Source organism: Bifidobacterium tibiigranuli, from assembly GCF_022655035.1.
GTDB classification, from domain to species: Bacteria; Actinomycetota; Actinomycetes; order Actinomycetales; family Bifidobacteriaceae; genus Bifidobacterium; species Bifidobacterium tibiigranuli_A.
The window spans coordinates 216,565-238,062 of sequence record NZ_JALCUA010000001.1 but is presented as its reverse complement, the minus strand read 5'-3'; the positions used below and the strand labels follow the sequence as shown (position 1 = coordinate 238,062).

The following is a 21,498-nucleotide window of genomic DNA, read 5'->3' as shown; positions in this document are numbered from 1 at the left end:
TGTCCACCGCTATCTTTGCGCATTGCCGGTTTTGCGTGTCTTAGCGATTCTGGCCCACACTTGGCGGGTCTGGTGGGCTTGGCGGGTCTGGTGGGCTTGCCGAATCCTCTTAAACAGTGCTTAACAAGTGCTTAACGGTGCAAGCCGAAGGCTGATGCGGCCGGCTTGACTAACGGCTGAGGCATACTGATAGCCATGACCCAAGCCAGCACAGACAATGACCGCGATGCACACGACGAGCCAGTTCGCCTCCTGCCGTGGTCGCACCAGCTCGATGCGCCGCTTCGCGCGCTGATCTGCGTAGTGGCGGGGATGGGCGTCGCCGTAGTCGGCACCTTCGCGCACCGCATGGGCGCGGCGCAGAACATTCCCTATGGCCTGGTGCTGGCGCTGGTGATTGTCGGCCTATCGACATGGTGCGCGCGGTCGCGTTCGGGCACCATCGGCCTTGCGCTGCATCTTATAGCGTCCTCGGCAGTGGCATGGCTTATGGCGATGGGCTATCCCCACGGCGATGTGGTCACTCCGATAGGATTCGGCGCCCCGATGCCGTATTTCAGCGAGCATGTCGGATACTTCTGGCTGTTCGGCATGATTGTGGTGCAGGTCGCGCTGCTGATGATGCCTGCATCGCTGTTCACGATGCCCGGCAGACGGGCTGATGATGATTACGACAATGGTTCTGGTCATCATGCCGATTATGACGCGGCGGGCAAGAGCTCTAGGAATTCCAAGGACTCCGCCTCGACAGCGGCAGCGCCCGCAGCCGGCGCTGGGATTGGACTGTGATGGCGAAGCAGGCACTGTATTATTTGGGGCCGCAGGGCACCTTCACCCATCAGGCGGCGGCCGATGCTGAGCGCACGCTGGCGGCGTACGCGCCCGAAGGCACTGAACTCGTCGCTGCCGAAGACGTGCCTGCGATTATCCGCATGGTGCAAAGCGGCCAGGGATGGGGTGTCATCGCCTGGGAGAATAACGTCGAGGGATATGTGGTCCCCAATCTTGACGCGCTGATCGACGTTCAGGGGGTGGCGGGCTTCGCGCGCATCGGCGTTGACATCAGTTTCGATGCCTTCACGCTTGCGGGCGATTCGACCATGTCTCACATGTCGTCCGTTGCCGCCGATTCAGTTGCGGTATTAGACGATGTGACGCGCAATGGGCAGGCTCATGAAGAGCATGCCGTTTCTGCGATGCCCAACGTCGACGCCCCAGCACGTCTGGAAGTCAGTGCTCACCCGCATGGATTGGCACAATGTCGCCGTTTCATCGAGCAATACCAGCTGTTGCCGGTTCCGGCGACCTCCAACGCCGCCGCCTGCCGTGACCTCAAGCCGGGGCGCATCGCGCTGGGGCCGGCTATCTGCGGGCCGCTGTACGGACTGCGCACCTTTGCCGCGCAGGTGCAGGATTATCAGGGCGCACGCACGGAGTTCCTGGTGCTTGGCCCTCGTGATGAGGTTCCCAACCTGCTGCAGGCGGCCAGAGTGCAGGGCGTAGCCGAATTCGAAAGCATTATCGCGTTCATCCCGTTGAGCACAGGGCCGGGCGTGCTGGCGAATCTGCTCGACGTGCTGCGTGACGCAGGGCTGAACATGACCAGCTTCATCTCGCGCCCCATCAAGGGCCATGACGGCACCTACAGTTTCATCGCCACCATCGATGCTGCGCCGTGGCAGGATTCGCTGCGCGAAGTGCTTGCTGAAGTGGTCAGCCACGGCGACTGGGTCAAGACGCTGGCCGTCTATCCGCGCCGCGAACGCCCGAATCCGCCGGTCGATGCGTGGATGCTGCCGACCGGGGGAGTGCACGTCGCTACGGGCGCGCTGTCAGCCGATGCAATGCCAGGCGACGGTGTGCAAGGCGAATCAGCCGAGGCGGCGCGTGAGGCGGCTGCGCAAACCCGCCGCACGGCGCGTATGGACGATTGGCAGCATAACGCTGCCACGAGGAGGGAATTGCTGTGGTGACTTCAATCGGCATCGTCGGCCTTGGACTGATCGGCGGATCGCTCGCGCGTCGCGCCGCTGCTCGCGGGTATGAGGTGCTGGCGTGGAACCATACTCCCAGGCCCTATGAGGCCGCTCGCCGCGACGGCATTCAATGCGTGGAGACCTTGGAGGATTTGGCACAGGCCAAGCCGGAGCTGCTTATCCTTTGCAACCCGCTTAAAGCTATGCCTGATATTCTTGCGCGTCTCGCCCCGGCCATTGATGCTGCGGCGACCACGCTGAGCGATGTGGGCAGCGTCAAAGGCATGGTGCGTGGGCAGGTCGAGCAGGCTGGTTTGGGCGGCTGCTATGTCGGTGCGCATCCGATGGCGGGCAACGAGCGTTCTGGGTTCGAGGCTTCTGATCCGGCGTTGTATGACGGTGCGCTGTGGGCCATCACCGTCGATGCCGACACCGAATACCGGCGTTTCCTTGCTGTCGCCCGGTTCATCACCAATGGCTTGGGCAACGAGCTCATCGTGCTTGACGATGCGACGCATGACCGCGCCGCCGCGCTGATCTCCCATATGCCGCATGCCGTCGCCACCGCGATGATCAACGAACTGTGCGCCAGTCCCGAGCGCAATATCGCTGCTGCGCTCGCCGCCGGCAGCTGGCGCGACATGACCCGAGTGGCCCTGACCGACCCGAACCGCACCCGTGCGATGATCGACGAGGACCGCACGAATGTCGAAGCCCTGCTACGCAGCATGGCCGCACGGCTACTCGCATTCGCTGACGACCTGCACTGCGCTGACGGCCTGCGGCGTGATGACGGTTTGCACGGTGACGCCGAGGCCGCCATCGCTGAGTTTTTCTCCGCAGGCCAGCCATTCCGCGATTTCAAGGCACAAACCGCGCGAGGTGTGCAGGCAGCGCAGAGTGAGGTTCGTGCCCATACCGGTTCTGTGGAGAGCGAGAGCCAACTGCATGAGACCACGCTCGATATCGACCCTGCCCATTGGCAACACGAGCTGCTGGAATCAGCGAAGCAGGGGGAGCGAATCACAAGTTTCGCTGGTGATTACCGCGCCGCGATTCGTCGCCAGCCGATAATCTGACCGCCAGCCGGAGTAGTGGCCGCCGCCAATGCCCCTTTCGTGACGCTAATTCGGGGGTTTGCGTCACAAAAGGGGCATGACTCCGTTGACAGTGCCCCTTTCGTGACTCATACCCACGTCCAGCGTCACAAAAGGGGCATAAAGGTCTCGGGAGAGGGAACGTCTCAAGGTTTGACCGCCCGACTCCCGCGTTGCCCCCGCCGCTCGGGAATCGGCTTGACCGTTACGATTATGTCGGCGTCGAGGCTCACATCCTGCTCGGGGCGGGACCCGTTGGCCGCCGCATCGCGGGTCAGTTCGAGGCGCTGCCCGTCCCACGAACGGACGTGGCCGATGAAATCGCGAAACTTCATACGTCCGTCCTGGCCGTCCACGCCGTCATAGACGCGCACCACAATCCGAGCGCCGGCTGGTATGTGCTGCGGTATCGGCATATGAACCCTTTCTACGCGATATTGTGAAACATTGCGAAGCAGAAACAGCATGGAACAACAATCGCCACCAAGCGTAGTCGGCTACACAGAATTGAGTGTTGAACTGCGTTATGCTGTGAACAGTGGCGTGACTGGTCAATAGAACAACGGCAGGGCATGGTTTTGGATTCGAGTATAACGATGGGCATTGGCGATAGCGGTCTTGCGAGCGGTGCGGTGGGCCGATATCTGACCTATATGCGCGCGAATCGTGGCGTGAGCGCGAATACTTTGAAGGCCTATGCGTCGGATATTACAGCATGCCTCCATCTGCTCTCTCTGCGCGGCACGCAGCAGCTTGCCGAGGTGACTATCGAGGATTTGCGCTCGTGGCTGGCCACCGAATCGCGCTTGCATGCGCGTTCGAGCATGGCTCGCAAAACCGTTGCGGTGCGTGGGTTCTTCGCTTGGGCGCATGAGCATGATGTGATTGCTACGGATCCTGCGGCAGCGCTGATGACGCCGAAGATACCCGACGTGCTGCCTACGGTGCTCAACGAGTCGCAGGCGCAGCGCCTGATGGAGACGGTCGAGGAGGACGCCGCTGCCGAAAATGGTGACGGGAGAAACAGGTCGAAGGCGCAAAGCGCACGAGAAGCGCAGAACACGCAGGAGTCAGTCTCCGACGGTCTTCAGCAGTTCCGATCTGACCAGACGCGGCAGCCAGACTCTTATGCCGAGCGACGACGCACGCCTGCCGCGCACGACAGCCACCACACCAAGCAACGTGATAAAGTCGATGCGCGTCAGCACGCCCTGACGCTGCGCGATGCGGCCATTATGGAAACGCTCTACGCCACCGGCATCCGCGTGGCGGAGTTGGTTGGCTTGGATATCGGCGATGTGAGCTTCTCCAATCGCACGCTCAAGGTCACGGGCAAAGGCAATAAGCAGCGCGTGGTGCCTTTTGGCGGGCCAGCCTCGCGTGCGCTGCAATCGTGGATTGCGCAGGGCAGACCAGTGCTGGTGGGCGAAGGCTCGGGGCAGGCGCTGTTTCTCGGCGCGCGCTCGGCCAGGCTTGACCAGCGCATCGTCCGCGGCATCGTCCATGAGCGCTCTCGTGAAGCCGGCGTGCCGGATATCGCCCCGCACGCCCTGCGCCACAGCGCGGCGACCCATATGCTCGATGGAGGAGCGGACCTGCGCGAAGTGCAGGAGATGCTGGGGCATTCCTCCCTGAGCACGACGCAGCGCTATACGCATGTCTCCATCGAGCAGCTCAAGGCGCGCTACGGCCAGGCCTTTCCACGCGCATAGCAACGCATAAAGACGCATAGAAGCGCATAGCGCGAGACGTGTTCACCGCATATTCAGCCACTCAACCCCGTGCATTACCCATGAATTAACGCGCTCGTAACATCAGCGTCGCCGTTTTTTCTTCGCAATGCGAAGCCCGGCACCGATTGCCTAAGGCGTCCACATGCTGGAAATATATTGAAATCTCAGTGCGTATACGCTTCATGATCGTTGCGAATATGTCTCGAACACGGCTCTGCGTGGATTTTGCGAGGGCGATTGCAATTTACCGGCATGAGTACAAGAATGGAGTGCGATCAGCAGAGAGGTGGGCGGTATGCGGCCTCTTTTGCATGACGCAGGGATGTTTCGGCGTCCTTGCACACTACTGAATAGGAGAAATCTATGAAGAAGAAAGCGCTTGCCCTGGCAGCGGCGGCATTGTCGTTTGCCATGCTGCTGAGCGGCTGCGGCGGTTCGGGCAGCGATGCCGGATCCAAGAGCAACGGCCCGGTCATCATCTCGTCCTACAACAGCGAGCCGCAGAACCCGCTGGTTCCAGGCAACACGAATGAGACAGGGGGGGGTAGCGCCATTGACCTGCTCTTCTCCCGCTTGGTGTCCTTCGATGCCAAGGGTGATCCCTCCAACGAGGTCGCCCAGTCCATCACGCCGAGCAATGGCGGCAAGACCTACACCATCAAGATCAAGGACGGCTGGAAATTCACCGACGGCACGCCGGTGACCGCGCAGTCCTTCACCAAGGCGTGGAGCTACACGGCGAACGCGAAGAACGCCTATCTGTGCTCCTCCTTCTTCTCTTCGATCGCGGGCTATGACGCGCTGCAGGATGCCAAGACCCTCAAGGGCGACGAGCAGCTCTCCGGTCTCAAGGTCGTCGACGACCACACCTTCACCGTCGATCTGAACCAGCCTGATGCGACCTTCCCGGTCAAGGTCGGCTACAGCGGCTTCGCGCCGCTTCCGGAGTCCTTCTACAAGGATCCGAAGGCCTTCGGCGAGAACCCGGTCGGCAACGGCCCCTACAAGTTCAAGAAGTGGGACCACAACAAGGTCATCTCCGTTGTCAAGAACCCTGATTACAAGGGCAATGTCAAGGTGGAGAACGATGGCGTCGATCTCGTCGATTACACCAGCACTGATGCCGGCTACGCCGATGTGCAGGGCGGCAATCTCGATGTGATGAACACCGTGCCTGCGGCCGATACCAAGACCTTCAAGACCGATGATACCGTCCAGGCCTATAGCAAGCCGGGTTCGGTCTTCCAGTCCTTCACCATCCCGTCGAACCTGCCGCATTTCGATACCACGACCAAGGAAGGCGTGCTGCGTCGCCAGGCCATCTCCATGGCTCTGGACCGCAAGACGCTGATCGCCAAGGTCATGAACGGCATCAACACCCCTGCCGTCGAGTTCACCTCGCCGCTCACCCCGGGCTACTCGGACTCGATTCCGGGCAACGAGAACCTCAAGTTCAACAAGTCCAAGGCGCAGGAGCTGTGGAAGCAGGCCGACGCCATCTCCAAGTATGACGGCACGCTCACCTTCTCCTTCAACGCCGATGGCGGCGCCAAGCCGTTCTACGACGCGGTTGTGAACCAGCTGAAGAACAACTTGGGCATCAACGTGGCGACCAGCCCGGTGCCGACCTTCCAGGAGTTCCGTGACGCGATCACCAAGCGCTCCATCAAGGGCGCCTTCCGCACTGGCTGGCAGCCGGACTACCCGTCGCCGGAGAACTACCTCTATCAGCTCTACGATTCCGCTGCGGCTGACGGCAACGGCTCGAACGACGGCGATTACAAGAACCCGAAGTTCGACGAGCTTATGACCAAGGCGTATGCTGCGCCTTCCAATGACGCCGCCAACAAGATCTACCAGCAGTCCCAGGAGATCCTCCTCAACGACCTGCCGTCCATTCCGCTGTACTACATGAACAACAACGGCGTGGCCGCGAAGGGCGTCAAGAACTTCGCAATGAACTGGCAGGGTGTTCCTGTCTACGCGCAGATCACCAAGTAGCTGCTGCCATTGCCGCGTGTCTGACGCTGCGCCTGCTTGGAGCTAGCGCCATCACGCGAGGCATGTGAATTAAGGAATGCGGGGAGAACCAAGTGCAAAGCTTGCGTTCTCCCCGCATTTCGTTTGTGTAATGTTGATTATTGGTTTTCGTCACTGTAGCTTGACACTCGAGTCAGGCACCTGAATTGTGGTATGACACACAGTTCGATGATTTCGAAACACCCAGCGAACGCTAGGTGCGGTACACTGGCGAAACAAACTTACTGGCGGTTGCATGGGAGCTTTCGCGCCCTCAATCGCCACAAAGTCATAAGGAAGAATGGAGCAACCGATGGGCAAGTATCTTCTGCGTCGTATCGTGCAGATGATCCCCGTGGTTCTCGGAACGACACTGTTGGTGTACGCGCTTGTCTTCGCACTGCCGGGGGATCCGGTCAAGGCGATGTTCGGAGACAAGCCGGTCAATCCAGCCGTCGCAGCCCAGATCCGCGCAGAATACAACCTCGACAAGCCGTTCATCGTTCAGTACCTTCTGTTTCTGAAGAACGCGCTGACGCTTGATTTCGGACAGACCTTCGCCGGGCAGCCGGTTATCTCGGAGATAGGACGGGCATTCCCCGTCACCATCAGGCTCGCGCTGATGGCCTTCGTGTTCGAGGCGATTTTCGGTGTCATTTTCGGCATCATCTCCGGCCTGAAAAAAGGCAAATGGTATGACTCGGTCATCCTTGTCCTTTCCCTGCTGCTGATTTCGGTGCCGACCTTCGTCACTGGCTTCCTTATGCAGTATTTCCTTGGCGTCAAATGGCGCATGCTTCCCGTCACCGCAGGCAATGACCCCGGCTTCCTGGACCTCCTGATGCCTGCTATGGTGCTCGGCTCGGTGTCGATGGCGTATATCATCCGCCTGACGCGCGCCGAGGTCTCCTCGAACCTGTCCGAGGACTATGTGCGCACCGCGCGTGCCAAGGGCATGTCGAACCAGTCCGTGCTGCTGCGCCATGTCTACCGCAATTCGATGATTCCGGTCGTGACCTATCTGGGGCAGGATCTCGGCGCGCTCATGGGCGGCGCGATGATCTCGGAGACCATCTTCAACATCCACGGCATCGGCTACCTGACCTACCAGAGCATCCTGAAAGGCGAAGGCAATCTGGTCGTCTCGATCGTCACCGTGCTCGTGCTCATCTTCGTGATCGCCAATCTGCTCGTGGACTTGCTCTATGCGGCGCTTGACCCCCGCATCCGGTACGTGTGAGACGAGGAGGAACATATATTATGTCTAGCAACATGACAACAACATCGTCACCAATTTTTAGCCAATCGTCCGCCCTGCCCGGTCAGGAACGCTATGTGGCTCCGATCGACGAAACACCGCTGCAGGACGTCGATTCCATCGACGACTCCGCGCCGGCCACCAGCCTGTGGCAGGACGCATGGCGCACGCTGCGCACGAATCCGCTCTTCATCGTCTCCGCGCTGCTGATTATCTTCATCATCTTCGTGGCGCTGTTCCCCGGCGTTTTCACGAAGCAGAACCCGAACTACTGCAATCTTGACAATTCGCTCAATCCTTCCTCGCATGGTCATCCCTTCGGCTTCGACATGCAGGGCTGCGATGTGTTCACCCGCACGGTCTACGGCACACGCACTTCGCTGAGCGTCGGCATCCTCGCCACGGTGCTGGTTGTGCTGCTCGGCTCGATTATCGGCGCGTTGGCGGGCTTCTTCGGCGGCTGGATCGATGCCGTACTTAGCCGACTGACTGATATCTTCCTGGCGCTGCCGATTCTGCTTGGCGCGATCGTGGTGCTGCAGATGTTCCGCACCTCGTCATCGATCTGGAAAATCGTGCTGGTGATGACCCTGTTCGGCTGGGTTTCCACGGCCCGCATCGCGCGCGGCGCGGTGATGGAGGCGAAGAACCTTGAATTCAACACTGCCTCCACGGCGCTGGGCTCGACGCCGATGCGCAACCTGATCAATCACATCATCCCCAACTCCATGGCTCCGATCATCGTGATCGGCACCACTTCGCTGGGCTCTTACATCGTGCTTGAGGCCACCTTGAGCTTCCTTGGCGTCGGCCTGCCCTCGACCACCGTGAGCTGGGGCGGCGACATTGCCAACGCACAGACCATCCTGCGCACCAACCCCTCGGTGCTGTTCTACCCGTCGGCCGCGCTGGCCATTACCGTGCTGGCCTTCATCATGATGGGCGACGCCGTCAAGGACGCGCTGGACCCGAAGAGCCGTACGGCCTGAGCGAGGAGCAAGAGGATAACGATGAGCGCAACAATGAATACGACGAATACGACGGATGCAACGAGTAGCGAAAGCAAACTCGAAGCCCTGCAGCGCGCGCAGGGACCGCTGCTTGAGGTGAAGAATCTCGAAATCGATTTCACCACAGACAAGAACCACGCGGTCCACGCCGTGCGCGACTCCTCCTTCAGTGTCTACCCGGGGCAGTGGGTGGCTATCGTGGGCGAGTCCGGATCGGGCAAGTCCACCTCCGCGATGGCGGTGCTGGGCCTGTTGCCAGGCACCGGGCATGTGGTCGGCGGCTCGATCAAGTTCGAAGGCCGAGAGTTGACCGGTGCCACGCAGAAGGACTTCGAGCAGCTGCGCGGCGAGAAGATGGGCCTCGTGCCACAGGACCCGATGAGCAATCTCAACCCCGTCTGGCGCATCGGCGCTCAGGTCAAGGAGTCGCTCAAGGCGAACAATATGGACGTTGCGCACGAGAAGCGCTCCGACCTCGCCAAGGCGCTGGCCGGCGATGAGGTGACGATCAAAAGCGACGACGACGAGACCTTCATCGGCTCGGCCGAGCTGCCGGGGCTGTTGCAGGGCGCTTCCGAGGCGTTGGCTCAGGCTGGAGTCGAGGCTGGGAAGGCCGAGGAGCTCGTGAAAGGCTTCGGCCAGAGCTGGGTTCCCGGCTCGCAGACCCGCTGGCGCGTCGCCGACGACCTCATCCATGCCGGCGTCAGCGATGATGCGGCTTGGACGCTCGCCAAGAGCCACGTCACTGGCTCCACACAGGACGACCGAATCGCAGGGCTGCTTTCGGAGGCTGGTCTGCCGCAGGCCGCAGTGCGCGCCCGGCAGTTCCCGCACGAATTCTCCGGCGGCATGCGCCAGCGCGCGCTGATCGCCATCGGTCTGGCCTGCCGCCCCGATCTGCTGATTGCGGACGAGCCGACCTCGGCGCTTGACGTAACCGTGCAGAAGAAGATCCTCGACCATCTGCATATGCTGACCGACGAGCTGGGTACCGCCGTGCTGTTCATCACGCACGACTTGGGGCTGGCGGCCGAGCGCGCCCAGCACATCGTCGTGATGTACAAGGGCCGTGTCGTGGAATCCGGGCCGTCGCTTGAGGTTTTGCAGCACCCGCAGCATCCATACACTAAGCGGCTGGTTTCCGCCGCGCCGTCCTTGGCTTCGCAGCGCATCATCTCCGCCCACGAGCGCGGGGAGGACGTCGAAGACCTGATGGAGCATCAGGTCAAGGGCGAGAAGGTGCTGGAACGCAGCGAGCACATCATCACCGTCGAGCATCTGACCAAGGAATTCAAGCTCCCGCGCAACAAGGAGATGTTCAAGGCCGTCGATGACGTGTCGTTCTCGCTTAAGCGCGGCACGACGCTGGCCATCGTGGGCGAGTCCGGCTCGGGCAAGTCCACCGTCGCCAACATGGTCTTGAAGCTGCTCGACCCGACTGAGGGCACCGTCACGTATGAAGGCAAGAACATCGCCGGATTCAAAGGCAAGGAGCTGCTTGACTTCAGGCGTCATGTGCAGCCGGTCTTCCAGAATCCGTACGGCTCGCTCGACCCGACCTACTCCATCTTCCGCTCGATCGAGGAGCCGCTGCGCATCCACGGCATTGGCGACAGGAAAAGCCGCGTGCAGCGCGTGCGCGAGCTGCTTGAACTGGTCGAGATGCCGACTTCGGTGATGCAGCGCTACCCCAACGAGCTGTCGGGCGGCCAGCGCCAGCGCATCGCCATCGCGCGCGCTATGGCCTTGAACCCCGATGTCATCGTCTGCGACGAGGCCGTGTCCGCCTTGGACGTGCTCGTGCAGAATCAGGTGCTCGAACTGCTCAATGATCTGCAGGCTGAGCGGTCGCTGAGCTACCTGTTCATCACCCACGATCTCGCCGTCGTGCGCCAGATCGCCGATGAAGTGGTCGTCATGCAGCAAGGCAAGCTCGTCGAGCATGCCACCACCGACGAGGTCTTCAACCACCCCCAGCAGCAGTACACCCGCGACCTGCTCGACGCCATCCCCGGCGGCAACCTGGCGCTGGGACTGGACTAGGTTAGGGTTTCGGGCTCTGTGTTCTGGATTCCGGGTTCTAAGTTGTTTGTCTGGGCTAGCTTGGATTGAGGTCTGAGCTAGCCCAGATTGGGATTCGCTTTTCAGGCAGCATATGCGCTTGGCTGTATGAAAATGCGCTGATTACTTCATCGCAGATTCCGTTTTAGTTTCGCTGTCATGCATGGTTCGTACTGATGGCAGCAGGAGCGGGGCAAGAGTGAACAGCACTACGATTGCGATGAGGTAGATGAGGGTTTTCGCGCCGCTGGCGTCGTAGGCGGAGCCGGTGATAATCACCCCGATGGGGACTGCTACCAGAGATCCGAAGGTGTCCAATGATGACGCTGCGGGCAGGAATCGTCCGGGGACTGAGGTCTGCAGCGCTGTCTGCCAGACGATGGTGAATACTTCGGTTCCGAAGCCGCAGGGGATAAAGGCGATGAAGAGCAGCACGGCTGAAGGATGCAGCATGAGCGCGATCATGGGGCAGGCCATGAGCAGCGAGCATATGAGGCCAACGACTAGCGGGCGCTTGAAAGAGACTTTAGACAGCAGTAGCCCGCCTACCACCATTCCAATGGCCATCGCGCTTAACGCCGTGGACCATCCTGTTTTCCCGATGCTGGTGGATAAGGCGATTTTGAGTCCTGCAACGCTTTGGAATCCTGCGAAAGCAGCGTTGACCACGGCGAAGGAAAGAACAATGCCCCATACCCAAGTGAACGACATCAGCGTTCCTAGACTAGAGGCCAATGAGACGCGCGCGCTTTTTTCGGTTTGCGAGACGGTCATGTTCATTGGAATTCCGCATAGTGCCGTTGCCGCATACATAGCGGCTGAAACGTAAAGTCCCATAGCCGGATTCCGCTCGGTAACGACAAGTCCTGCGACAACCGGCCCTGCGACCATAGCGCCGCTTCGTAGTATGGCTATCCAGGAATTCGCGCGTCGTAGTTTCTCGGCGGGAGCAATCAGTGGAAGCAAGGATGTGAACAGGGGAAGGGTAAACGCTGCGGACACGCCATTGACCGCCTGAACGATGGCGAACATCGAAGTCGTGATGGAACCGCTGGCGATGAAGAGCGCCGCCGTAATCTGCGATGCCGCTGCGCAGAAACCAGAGATGAGGAAAATCCAACATACTGCAATCCTGCCGATGACGAATCCTGCGATCGGCAAGGTTACAGCCATGCCGATCGTTCGTGCGGCAACTACGATGGATAACTGCTTGGCGTTGCCTCCCAACGAGAACTGAAAGCAGTAGGCGATGACCAGAGGTGCCATGTATTCGGCGAGCAGACTCACGCCTCTGGAAAAGAAAAAGGCGTATAGCAGATTCTGCCCTTGTGCCGAACGGGAGGAATGGAATCTTTCTTTCAACGTCATCGCCTTCGATCTCGTTGTCTTGTCAGCATGAGCATATTCTACGTTTGTTTTTGCTATGTTGCTATGTTGCTATGTTGCTATGTTGCTATGTTGCTATGAAAGCAGAGTCACACAGCAACCGAAAACTCACACCACGGTGAGCGTGACGACTGTGGTCGTGCCTTTGGCGTCGCGCACGCGCACCTGCTGGCCGGGGGAGGGATCCTGCAGACGCACGGTGTGGGTGATGTCGCCAAGCGGCGCGGAGACCTTGACGCGCAGGCCCAGAGCCTCAATGGTCTTCTTGGCATCCTCGGTCTTCTGCCCGCGCACATCGGGAATCGTGACCATTTCAGGGCCTTTGGAGATAGCCACATCGACACTGTCGCCCCAGTGCAGCTGGGTGCCGGCCTTGACGGAGGCCGAGACCACATCGCCGGACGCCACGGTGTCGCTGAATTTCTCGGAGTATTGGGGTTTGAGCTTGGCATCGTCGAAGGCGGCCTGCGCATCGTCTTTCGAGCGGCCCACCACGTCGGGCATGCTCACCGGCATCGGCCCTTTGGACAGCACGATGGTGATTGCTTTGTTGTGGGCCATCGTCGTCCCCGGGTTCGGGCTGATCGAGCTGGCGGCGTTCTGCGGCAGATTCAGCGAATATTCGTCCCTTGCCACATCATGCGTGACGTTCGTGAAGCCCGCGCGTTTGAGCGCGGCCATCGGGTCCTTGCCGTTGGCCGAGGACGGATCGAGGATGTCGCCGGGAATCGTCGCCTGCTTGATGCCCTGCGAGACGACCACTGTGACCTGGCTGCCGTCTCTCTTATTAACATGGTCTCCGACGTGTGTGGGCCGTGTGGCGATGACCCGGCCTTTGGCAACGGTATCGCTGTAGGATTGGGAGACCCGGTAGGGGATATTCGCCACTTTCAGCGTGCTTTCGTACGGCTGCCAAGCCGCATCAGTGATTGCACAGGGTGTGTTGTCCGAGCAGCTCACATCGCTTGGCCTTGGCATCGTCCAATAGCTGCCGGGGCCGCGCAGATACCACCAGCCCACGCCTCCGCCGGACAGCGCAAGCACCAGCGCTACGACGAGCGCGATGATAAGTGTTTTCTTGCGTGTGCTGCTGTGCGTGGCGGGGTTTGTGGCAGGGTTCGGATTAGCGTTCGCAGCAGTGTCCGCGTCAGGGAATGAACCGCCTTGCTGCATATTGAGAGCCTGCGCACCTTGCATCGGCCTCGCCGGCATCATACCGATGGTCTGCGTTGCCTGGGTCGCCTGAGCTGCTGGCTGGATAGTCTCGGTGGCGGCTTCGTCATACTGGCTATTGCGACTATTGCGGTTGTCGGCCTGCCTGATTGCCGGTATCACGCGCGTCGACGTGGGTGATGCGTCCTCTGGCAGCGTGCTGGTCGCCGAAAGATCATTGCCGGAGGGGGATCCTGCGCTCGTTGTATTTGCCATCGTGCTGGTTGTGTCCGCTGTATTCGCATTGCTTCCCGACTGCGAAGGCGGAGTAGGAGGAACCGGCACCGGAGCCGCACCGAGCGGGGTATGAACAGTGTCGGAGGCAGCCGTGCCATCTCCTAAGGATCGCGAACCTGCGCCGGCGGCGTTGCCGACACGCGCAGGATCCAGCCGATACTGCCACGCATCCACGCCCAAGCCCGCCATGATGCCGCGCAGCTCGCCGAGCGCTTCCTGCGCGTTCTCGGGCCGCGCTTGCACCGCGCGTGCGGTGAGATGGGTAATGAACTGCGAGACCGCCGCATCGATGCCGGGGCAGGGGCCGGCAAGCGCGGGCACATCCTCGTGCACATGCTTGAACACGAGTGTCACGGGGTTATCGGAAGTGAAAGGAACTTCGCCGGCAAGCATCTCCCAGGCCATGATGCCCACCGAGTACAGGTCGCCCTGCGCGGTGGCCTGATTATGCTCGATCATCTCCGGCGCAAGATAGGCGGCGGTGCCCAGCAACATGCCGGTGGATGACAGCGTGGCCTGCGACGCGGCCCGGGCCAGGCCGAAATCGGTGATCTGCACATGGCCCCGGTCGTTGAGCAGGATGTTCTCCGGCTTGATATCGCGGTGGACTACGCCGGCGCGATGTGCCGCCGCAAGCCCGTCAAGCGTCTCGGCGATGATACGCAGCGTCTCGCGCACGCTGAAAGTGCCTTGCGCGTCCATTTCGTGACGCAGATTGACGCCGTGGACGTACTCCATCACCAGACAAGCGAGACCTTCGTATTCGCCGGTGTCGTAGACCTGCACGATATGGGCGTTCGCGATGGCGGCCGCCGATTTGGCTTCGCGATGGAATCGCTCGACGAACTGGTCGCGATGCGGGCCCTTGGCCAGCTGCGTGTGCATGACCTTGATGGCGACAGTGCGTTCGAGCCGTTCGTCAAGCGCCTGATAGACCGTGGCCATGCCGCCGTCGGCGATTTTGCGCACGATGCGATAGCGTCCCTCGATCAGCTGCCCTTCGGGCGCGTGTGCGGCTTCAGTCATGGCGGTGTGCGCTTAATCCCTTGTTCTTCATGGATGTCTTCATGGGTGATGCGAAAATAATCACCCGAGTCAAGTCTACATGCGCATGCGTGTCGTGCGTTGGCTTTGCGGCAGCAGTCGCGAGCAGCCTTCGATCAGGATGCTCGCGGCGCAAGCTTTGGCGTAGGGGGATGTGCTGTCGTTATCGCTGGCGTCGCTGACGTTGCCGACACCGGTGACGCCGGTGACACTATCTGTGATGCTTTCCGCGATGTCGTCAACGGCGCTGTCGATGGCGGCGAAGGCCAGGCTGCGTTGCTCGGCGATGCGCTGTTCGGACTGTGCCAGAGCGCCGGTGCGCTCGAATAAGGCGATTGTCTCCCGCACCTCGGCATCGGTGCGGCACGGCGCTCCGTAGATGGCGACGAGTCGGGCGCGGTCGGCGGGATCGGCACGCTGCAGCGCATCGGCCAGCAGCACCGTGTGCTTGCCCTCGCGGATGTCGCCGCCGACTGGCTTGCCGGAGGAACGGCTCGAACCCTGCACGTCAATCAGGTCGTCAGCGAGCTGGAAGGCGATTCCCAGCGGCTCGCCAATGCGCACGGCATGGCGATGCGATCGCTCAGGTGCCAGCCCCGCCGCCAGAAAGCCCAGCTCAAGCGGAGCGATGGCGGTATAGCTGGCGGTTTTCCAACGGAACACTTCCAGCGATGCCGCTGCGAGCCGGGCCGGGTCATCGAGCGCGATTTCCTCGGCGGAAAGATCGAGCACCTGCCCGTACGCGACATCGCGCTGCATGGCGAGGAACACGCGCAGGCCCTCCACCTGATTGTGCAGCATGCCCAGCGCCTCCTGCGCAACATGCGCGCTCAGCGTGGCAAGCGCGTTGCCCAGCATGATGGCGAGCCCGGTGCCGATGCGCGTGTCGCCTGATGCCACTTCCAATGCCTTGTGCGCGCTCGGCTCGCCGCGGCGCAGATCGGAATCGTCGATGATGTCGTCATGGATGAGCGCCGAGGTCTGGTAGATCTCCACGGCCGCAGCGAGATCGATCATCGCAGTGCGCGCCGAAACAGCCGAAACATTGGCAGATTCGGGGCTTTCCGGATTACCGTGCTGTATTGCTTGTGCCGCGTCGAAGGCCGACAGCGCCAGCAATGCGCGCAGCCGCTTGCCACCGGCATTCGATGCGGCCGCCTGCGCACGCACCGCAGGCATCAAGCCGCTATAGCCGTCGGACTGGGTGGACCGGGTGGACTGGGTGAATTGTGGAGCGATCCAGGCTTCCGTCAATTCGCCGATACGGGACTCAAGGGTGCGCAAATCATGATCCGTGCTCATGTATATGAGTTATCCACAGCGTGCTGACAAAACAAAAATGGCGTCATTGCAAGGCCTACAACCATTTATCCACATTACCCGGATTGGCTTGCGCTGCGGATGCGCACTCCAGCATAGTGGAATGACCGGCCGCGATTCCAAGCGACCGGCTGCCAGCGGCTTCGTTGCGATGGAGTTGTTTGGCGGGTATGAGACACGGCATGAGCATAAGGAGGAGATCATGGACAGCAACACGGTGACGCTTGCTGGCGCAGATGCGCGCGTTGGCGCGGGCAAACCGAAGGCCTCAAACGAGCCGAAAGGCAAGGAGAGCGCCGAAGATGCTCGTTGCGAGGCCTTGGCCAAGCGTTTTCGGGAGCAGCGCAGGGAAAACGGGATTGCGCAGGCCGATGCCGCATGGGTCGAACAGCCGTTTGCAGCGTGGCTGCGGCATCTGGACGAAGGAGGACCATGCCCTGGCGTGCAGGATCTGGAAGCGCTGGCCGTTGGCATGGCCGAAGCGCTTGCGATCAGGGACGCGCTGATTGTCTCGCTGGTGGCAGGGCGTGGGCAGTGCGATATGCACCGTATGGTCGCATTCGCCTCCCATCCGCACGATCCGCGCAATGCCCGCAGCATGTATCGTCTGCTGCGCACCGCCTTCGAAGACGAGCACGCCGAGCTTGACAGGCGACGCTGCCATGCCGGCATCGCGATGATGTGCGACATGGCCGATGTCGTTCCCGGGCGCTTCAAGGTGCAGCCGCTGGCCGTCGCCGGGTATATCCTATGGTGGATGGGCGAGGCCAAGGCGCTCGAATATGCGTTGCGTGCCTTGGGATTGGATCAGGGCTGTACGCTGGCAGCGATTGTCTGCTCCGCGCTGGAACACGGGATAGGTCCTGCAAACAGCGGGGAACGGCGAGTTCGTGGCAAGCCGTCATGAAAAGAATGGGCGGGTCGCGGGAATAATCGTCCGTGCGAGGTGGTTAACTCCAATAGTTGACGATTTGCCCTTGCCAGAAGTGCGCCTTTGTGCTATGCGCGTTCTGGCAGGATCACTCAGGAGGATAAGTTTGGCCACGAAGGAAACGACGGCGATCACGGAACAGGCTGACCAGGCTACCGGCAGCGCCTCCTCGAAGCAGGCAGCGCCGCAGCGTCCGACTTCCAAAACGGCTGGCTCCAAGACGAGCAGTGCCGCCGCTACGACGAAGAAGACTGCTGCAAAGACCACTGCGAAAACCGCTTCCAACAAGTCGAAGGCCACCTCTGCGGCTGCTGCGAAGAAGGCGGCTGCGAGCAAGTCTTCGGCGAAGAAGAGCCCGGCCAAGTCGGCCTCTTCGGCGGCGTCCCGCAGCACCCATGACGACGACGACGAGGTTCTGGACAAGGATCACATCGACGACGAGGACGTTGAGGATATGGACGCCATCGATGCTGATGATGTCGACGACGATCAGCTCGATGATGACGCTGATAGCGATGACGACAACGACGATACGGACGATGACACCGACAGCGACGATTTCGACGATGCAGGCGACGATGACCATGACGACGGCGAGGAGGAAAAGAAGCACGCCGAAGAGCCGGTGGTTCCCAAGGCCAAAGGCGTCTTCGTGGTGCGCGACGACGACGATGATGAGAATCTGACGCCTTCGGGCAATCCGAAGCGTCGCGTGGTTGCGGCTGGCGCTACGGCCGACCCGGTCAAGGACTACCTCAAGCAGATCGGCCGCGTGAGCCTGCTGAATGCCGAGCAGGAGGTCGATCTTTCCGAACGCATCGAGGCCGGCCTCTATGCCCAGCATCTGCTCGACACCGAGGGCGAGGGCATGGAATTCCGCCGCAAGCGCGAGCTCAAATGGGCGGCGAACGACGGCAAGAAGGCCAAGGACCACCTCCTTGAGGCGAACCTGCGACTTGTGGTCTCGCTAGCCAAGCGCTACACCGGCCGCGGCATGCTCTTCCTCGATCTGATCCAGGAAGGCAATCTGGGCCTTATTCGCGCCGTCGAGAAGTTCGACTGGAAGAAGGGCTTCAAGTTCTCGACCTATGCCACCTGGTGGATTCGCCAGGCCATCACCCGCGCCATGGCCGATCAGGCGCGCACGATTCGCGTGCCCGTGCACATGGTCGAGGTCATCAACAAGCTTTCGCGTGTCCAGCGCCAGATGCTGCAGGATCTTGGGCGCGAGCCCACGCCGGACGAGCTGGCCCGCGAGCTCGACATGCCGGTGGAGAAGGTGCAGGAGGTGCAGAAGTACGGCCGCGAGCCGATTTCGCTGCACACTCCGCTCGGTGAGGATGGCGACTCTGAATTTGGCGATCTGATCGAAGACACCGACGCAATCGCCCCCTCGGACGCTGTGGCCTTCTCCCTGCTGCAGGAGCAGTTCAAGCAGGTGCTCGAAACCCTTTCGCCACGCGAGGCGGGCGTCATCAAGATGCGTTATGGCCTTGAGGATGGCCAGCCCAAGACGCTCGATGATATCGGTCGCGTCTACGGCGTGACCCGTGAACGCATCCGTCAGATTGAATCGAAGACCATGTCGAAGCTGCGTCACCCCTCGCGTTCGCAGACGCTGCGCGACTTCCTCGATCAGTGATTCGGTCGTCGGAAGGAATATCGCTGGGGTGATGCCCCGTGGTTCAGGCTCTTCCCGCCGTCAGCTGGCGACGAGAAGAGCTTTTCGTTGGGTGAATTGAGGAGAATAAGTGGCTGAGGATTACAGCGCCAAGAACCTGTCGGTGCTCGAAGGCCTGGACGCCGTGCGCAAGCGCCCCGGCATGTACATCGGCACGACCGACAGCCAAGGGCTCATGCACTGCCTGTGGGAGATAATCGACAACGCGGTGGACGAGGCGCTGGCGGGCGCGTGCAGCCACATCACCGTCACGCTGCACGATGACGGCTCTATCGAAGTGGCCGACAATGGCCGCGGCATTCCCGTCGACGTGGAGCCGAAAACCAAGCTCACCGGCGTCGAAGTCGTGCTGACCAAGCTGCACGCCGGCGCGAAATTCGGCAACGACTCATACAACGCCGCCGGAGGTCTGCACGGCGTGGGCTCCTCGGTGGTCAACGCGCTCAGCTCTCGGCTGGACGTCGAAGTCGATCGCAACGGCAAGACCTATCATATGGCCTTCCATCAAGGTCATCCGGGCATTTACAAAGACGCCGATCCGCAGCAGCCCTCGCCGGATGCGCCCTTCAAACGCACAAGGAAGAACAAGCCCACCGAGCTCGAAATCATCGGCAAGGTCAGCCCGCGCACCACCGGCACGCGCGTGCGTTACTGGGCCGATCCCGAGATATTCAACGACACCGCCGAATTCAGCTACGACCTGCTCATCGACCGCGTGCGCCAGACCAGCTTCCTCGTGCCAGGCCTCAAGATCACTGTCGTTGATGAGCATATTCCCGAAACCGGCGATGCCGACGTTGACGATCTGCTGGAAGTCGATGCCGAGGCAACGGCTGGTGTTGCAGTCGATGCCGAGTCGGCGGTTGAAAGCCCTGAGAATGTTGGGAATGCCGAGACTGTGGCAGCCGACGGAGTTGAGCCTGAGCTGTTCGCTTCTTCCGCGCCTTCTATGCCTTCTACACCCGTACAGGGCGGCTCGGCACCCGCGGCGTCTGCTGCATCTGCAACGCCAGCCGCCGTCACTTCGCTGGTCGTCACTCAGTCAGACGGTCATACCCACCGGCGCGTCGAGGAATTCCTGCACACCGGCGGGGTCAAGGACTTCGTCGATTATCTTTCGCACGGCGAACCCGTGTGCGGCATCTGGCATATCACCGGCAGCGCGACCTACAACGAGGAAACGCAGGCCGTGGACGAGAACGGCGATCTGCATGCGCAGAAAGTCACGCGCGATTGCGGCGTCGACATCGCGCTGCGCTGGATCAACGGCTATGACACGACGCTGCGCAGCTTCGTGAACGTCGTGGAGACGCCGGGCGGTGGTATGCATGTCGACGGCTTCCTGCAAAGCCTGACCAAGCAGATTCGCAAGGCCGTGGAAGACAACGCCCGCAAGCTCAAGGTCAATCTCAAGGATTCCAGCACTCGCGTCGAGCGTGACGATATTCTCGCCGGGCTCGTGGCCGTCGTCACCGTGCGCATCGCCGAGCCGCAGTTCCAAGGCCAGACCAAGGATGTGCTCGGCACGGCGGCGGTGCGCGGCATCGTCTCGCGCATGACCGACAAGCAGTTCGGCGAGATGATCGCCGGCTCCAAGCGCGGCTACAAAGAGCAGTCAGCCCGCGTGCTTGAGAAGATCACCAGCGAAATGCATGCGCGCATCCAGGCGCGCAAGACCAAAGAGGTCACGCGGCGCAAGAACGCGCTCGAATCCGCCTCCATGCCGCCCAAGCTCTCCGACTGCCAGCCGGGCAACGACGACGTGGCCGAGCTGTTCATCGTCGAGGGAGATTCCGCGCTCGGCACCGCCAAGGCCGCCCGTAATTCGAGCTTCCAGGCGCTGCTGCCCATTCGCGGCAAGATCCTGAACGTGCAGAAGGCCTCGCTCGCGCAAATTCTCGCGAACAAGGAATGCGCGGCGATCATCCAGGTCGTCGGTGCAGGCTCGGGGCCGAACTTCGACATCGAACAGGCCCGATACAACAAAATCGTCATGATGACCGACGCCGACGTCGACGGCGCGCATATCCGCACGCTGCTGCTGACGCTGTTCTACCGCTACATGCGCCCGCTGATCGAGTTCGGCCATGTCTATGCCGCCGTGCCACCGCTGCATCGCATCGCACTGACCGGCAAGCGCAAAGGCGAGTACATCTACACCTATTCAGACGACGAGCTGGCCGGCAGGCTTGACGAGCTGACCCGCCAGCACATCGATTTCAACAGCGAAGTGCAGCGCTACAAGGGCTTGGGCGAAATGGACGCCGACCAGTTGGCCGACACCACCATGGACCCGCGCACACGCATGCTGCGGCGTATCCGCATGGAGGACGCGGCGCATGCCAGCGACGTCTTCGAGCTGCTGATGGGCGACGAAGTGCCGCCGCGCAAGCAGTTCATCATCGAGAACGCCGACGACTTCGACCGCTCGCGCATCGATACCTGAGCACTTGCGCCATATCGGCGTGTACGGGCAGGTCAGTGCGCGGGTGGCCGGAGCAATGCAATGAGATAGCATGCGGACCGGCTGACT

At 61.2% G+C, this 21,498-nt stretch carries 15 protein-coding genes; 11 read left to right on the top strand and 4 right to left on the bottom strand.

Annotation, left to right across the window (positions count from 1 at the left end):
• The first annotated feature begins 195 nt into the window (after positions 1-195).
• Genes LKK40_RS01000 through LKK40_RS00990 form a run of 3 tightly spaced genes read left to right on the top strand, consistent with a single transcriptional unit; the run spans position 196 to position 3,055 of the window.
• Positions 196-789 carry a hypothetical protein gene (locus LKK40_RS01000; protein WP_304308453.1) on the top strand — a complete coding sequence of 198 codons (594 nt, stop codon included), beginning with the start codon at positions 196-198 and terminating at the stop codon, positions 787-789.
• The gene (locus tag LKK40_RS00995) at positions 789-1,973 is read left to right on the top strand and encodes a prephenate dehydratase (protein WP_304308451.1); all 1,185 of its coding nucleotides are present in this window, start codon (positions 789-791) and stop codon (positions 1,971-1,973) included. The genes LKK40_RS01000 and LKK40_RS00995 overlap by 1 nt, the downstream gene beginning before the upstream one ends.
• Entirely contained in the window at positions 1,967-3,055 is a 1,089-nt protein-coding gene (locus LKK40_RS00990) for a prephenate dehydrogenase (RefSeq protein ID WP_304308449.1), read from the top strand. The genes LKK40_RS00995 and LKK40_RS00990 overlap by 7 nt, the downstream gene beginning before the upstream one ends.
• Before the next feature lie 164 nt (positions 3,056-3,219).
• Here LKK40_RS00990 and LKK40_RS00985 read toward each other — a convergent pair whose 3' ends face one another.
• A complete protein-coding gene (locus LKK40_RS00985; RefSeq protein ID WP_304308447.1) occupies positions 3,220-3,489 on the bottom strand; it encodes a DUF6725 family protein in 270 nt (89 codons plus the stop codon).
• Positions 3,490-3,669: 180 nt separating this feature from the next.
• Between LKK40_RS00985 and LKK40_RS00980 the strand changes: the two genes are divergently transcribed.
• From LKK40_RS00980 to LKK40_RS00960, 5 genes are all read left to right on the top strand, one after another.
• Positions 3,670-4,785: a tyrosine recombinase XerC gene (locus LKK40_RS00980; protein ID WP_304308445.1), complete on the top strand. Its 1,116-nt coding sequence runs from the start codon at positions 3,670-3,672 to the stop codon at positions 4,783-4,785.
• A gap of 384 nt (positions 4,786-5,169) precedes the next feature.
• Entirely contained in the window at positions 5,170-6,807 is a 1,638-nt protein-coding gene (locus LKK40_RS00975; protein WP_304308443.1) for a peptide ABC transporter substrate-binding protein, read from the top strand.
• 331 nt (positions 6,808-7,138) lie between these two features.
• Complete coding sequence (locus LKK40_RS00970; RefSeq protein WP_152580929.1) at positions 7,139-8,065, top strand: ABC transporter permease; 927 nt, start codon at positions 7,139-7,141, stop codon at positions 8,063-8,065.
• Positions 8,066-8,085: 20 nt separating this feature from the next.
• Complete coding sequence (locus LKK40_RS00965) at positions 8,086-9,072, top strand: ABC transporter permease (RefSeq protein ID WP_304308439.1); 987 nt, start codon at positions 8,086-8,088, stop codon at positions 9,070-9,072.
• Positions 9,073-9,105: 33 nt separating this feature from the next.
• Positions 9,106-11,136, top strand: coding sequence for a dipeptide ABC transporter ATP-binding protein (locus tag LKK40_RS00960; RefSeq protein ID WP_304308925.1), 2,031 nt, complete (start codon positions 9,106-9,108; stop codon positions 11,134-11,136).
• A 141-nt stretch (positions 11,137-11,277) separates the two neighbouring features.
• On the opposite strand, the gene LKK40_RS00955 is transcribed toward LKK40_RS00960, so the two are convergent.
• From LKK40_RS00955 to LKK40_RS00945, 3 genes are all read right to left on the bottom strand, one after another.
• A complete protein-coding gene (locus tag LKK40_RS00955; RefSeq protein WP_304308437.1) occupies positions 11,278-12,522 on the bottom strand; it encodes an MFS transporter in 1,245 nt (414 codons plus the stop codon).
• Positions 12,523-12,648: 126 nt separating this feature from the next.
• Positions 12,649-15,015: a Stk1 family PASTA domain-containing Ser/Thr kinase gene (locus LKK40_RS00950; protein ID WP_304308435.1), complete on the bottom strand. Its 2,367-nt coding sequence runs from the start codon at positions 15,013-15,015 to the stop codon at positions 12,649-12,651.
• A 75-nt stretch (positions 15,016-15,090) separates the two neighbouring features.
• Entirely contained in the window at positions 15,091-16,335 is a 1,245-nt protein-coding gene (locus tag LKK40_RS00945) for a polyprenyl synthetase family protein (protein WP_304308433.1), read from the bottom strand.
• Positions 16,336-16,456: 121 nt separating this feature from the next.
• Between LKK40_RS00945 and LKK40_RS00940 the strand changes: the two genes are divergently transcribed.
• From LKK40_RS00940 to LKK40_RS00930, 3 genes are all read left to right on the top strand, one after another.
• Positions 16,457-17,260 carry a DUF4192 domain-containing protein gene (locus tag LKK40_RS00940; RefSeq protein ID WP_304308432.1) on the top strand — a complete coding sequence of 268 codons (804 nt, stop codon included), beginning with the start codon at positions 16,457-16,459 and terminating at the stop codon, positions 17,258-17,260.
• A gap of 130 nt (positions 17,261-17,390) precedes the next feature.
• On the top strand, positions 17,391-18,926 hold the full coding sequence (locus LKK40_RS00935) for an RNA polymerase sigma factor (RefSeq protein WP_304308430.1): 1,536 nt from the start codon (positions 17,391-17,393) through the stop codon (positions 18,924-18,926).
• Between the two features lie 109 nt (positions 18,927-19,035).
• The gene (locus LKK40_RS00930; RefSeq protein ID WP_304308428.1) at positions 19,036-21,411 is read left to right on the top strand and encodes a DNA gyrase/topoisomerase IV subunit B; all 2,376 of its coding nucleotides are present in this window, start codon (positions 19,036-19,038) and stop codon (positions 21,409-21,411) included.
• The last annotated feature ends 87 nt before the right edge of the window (positions 21,412-21,498 follow it).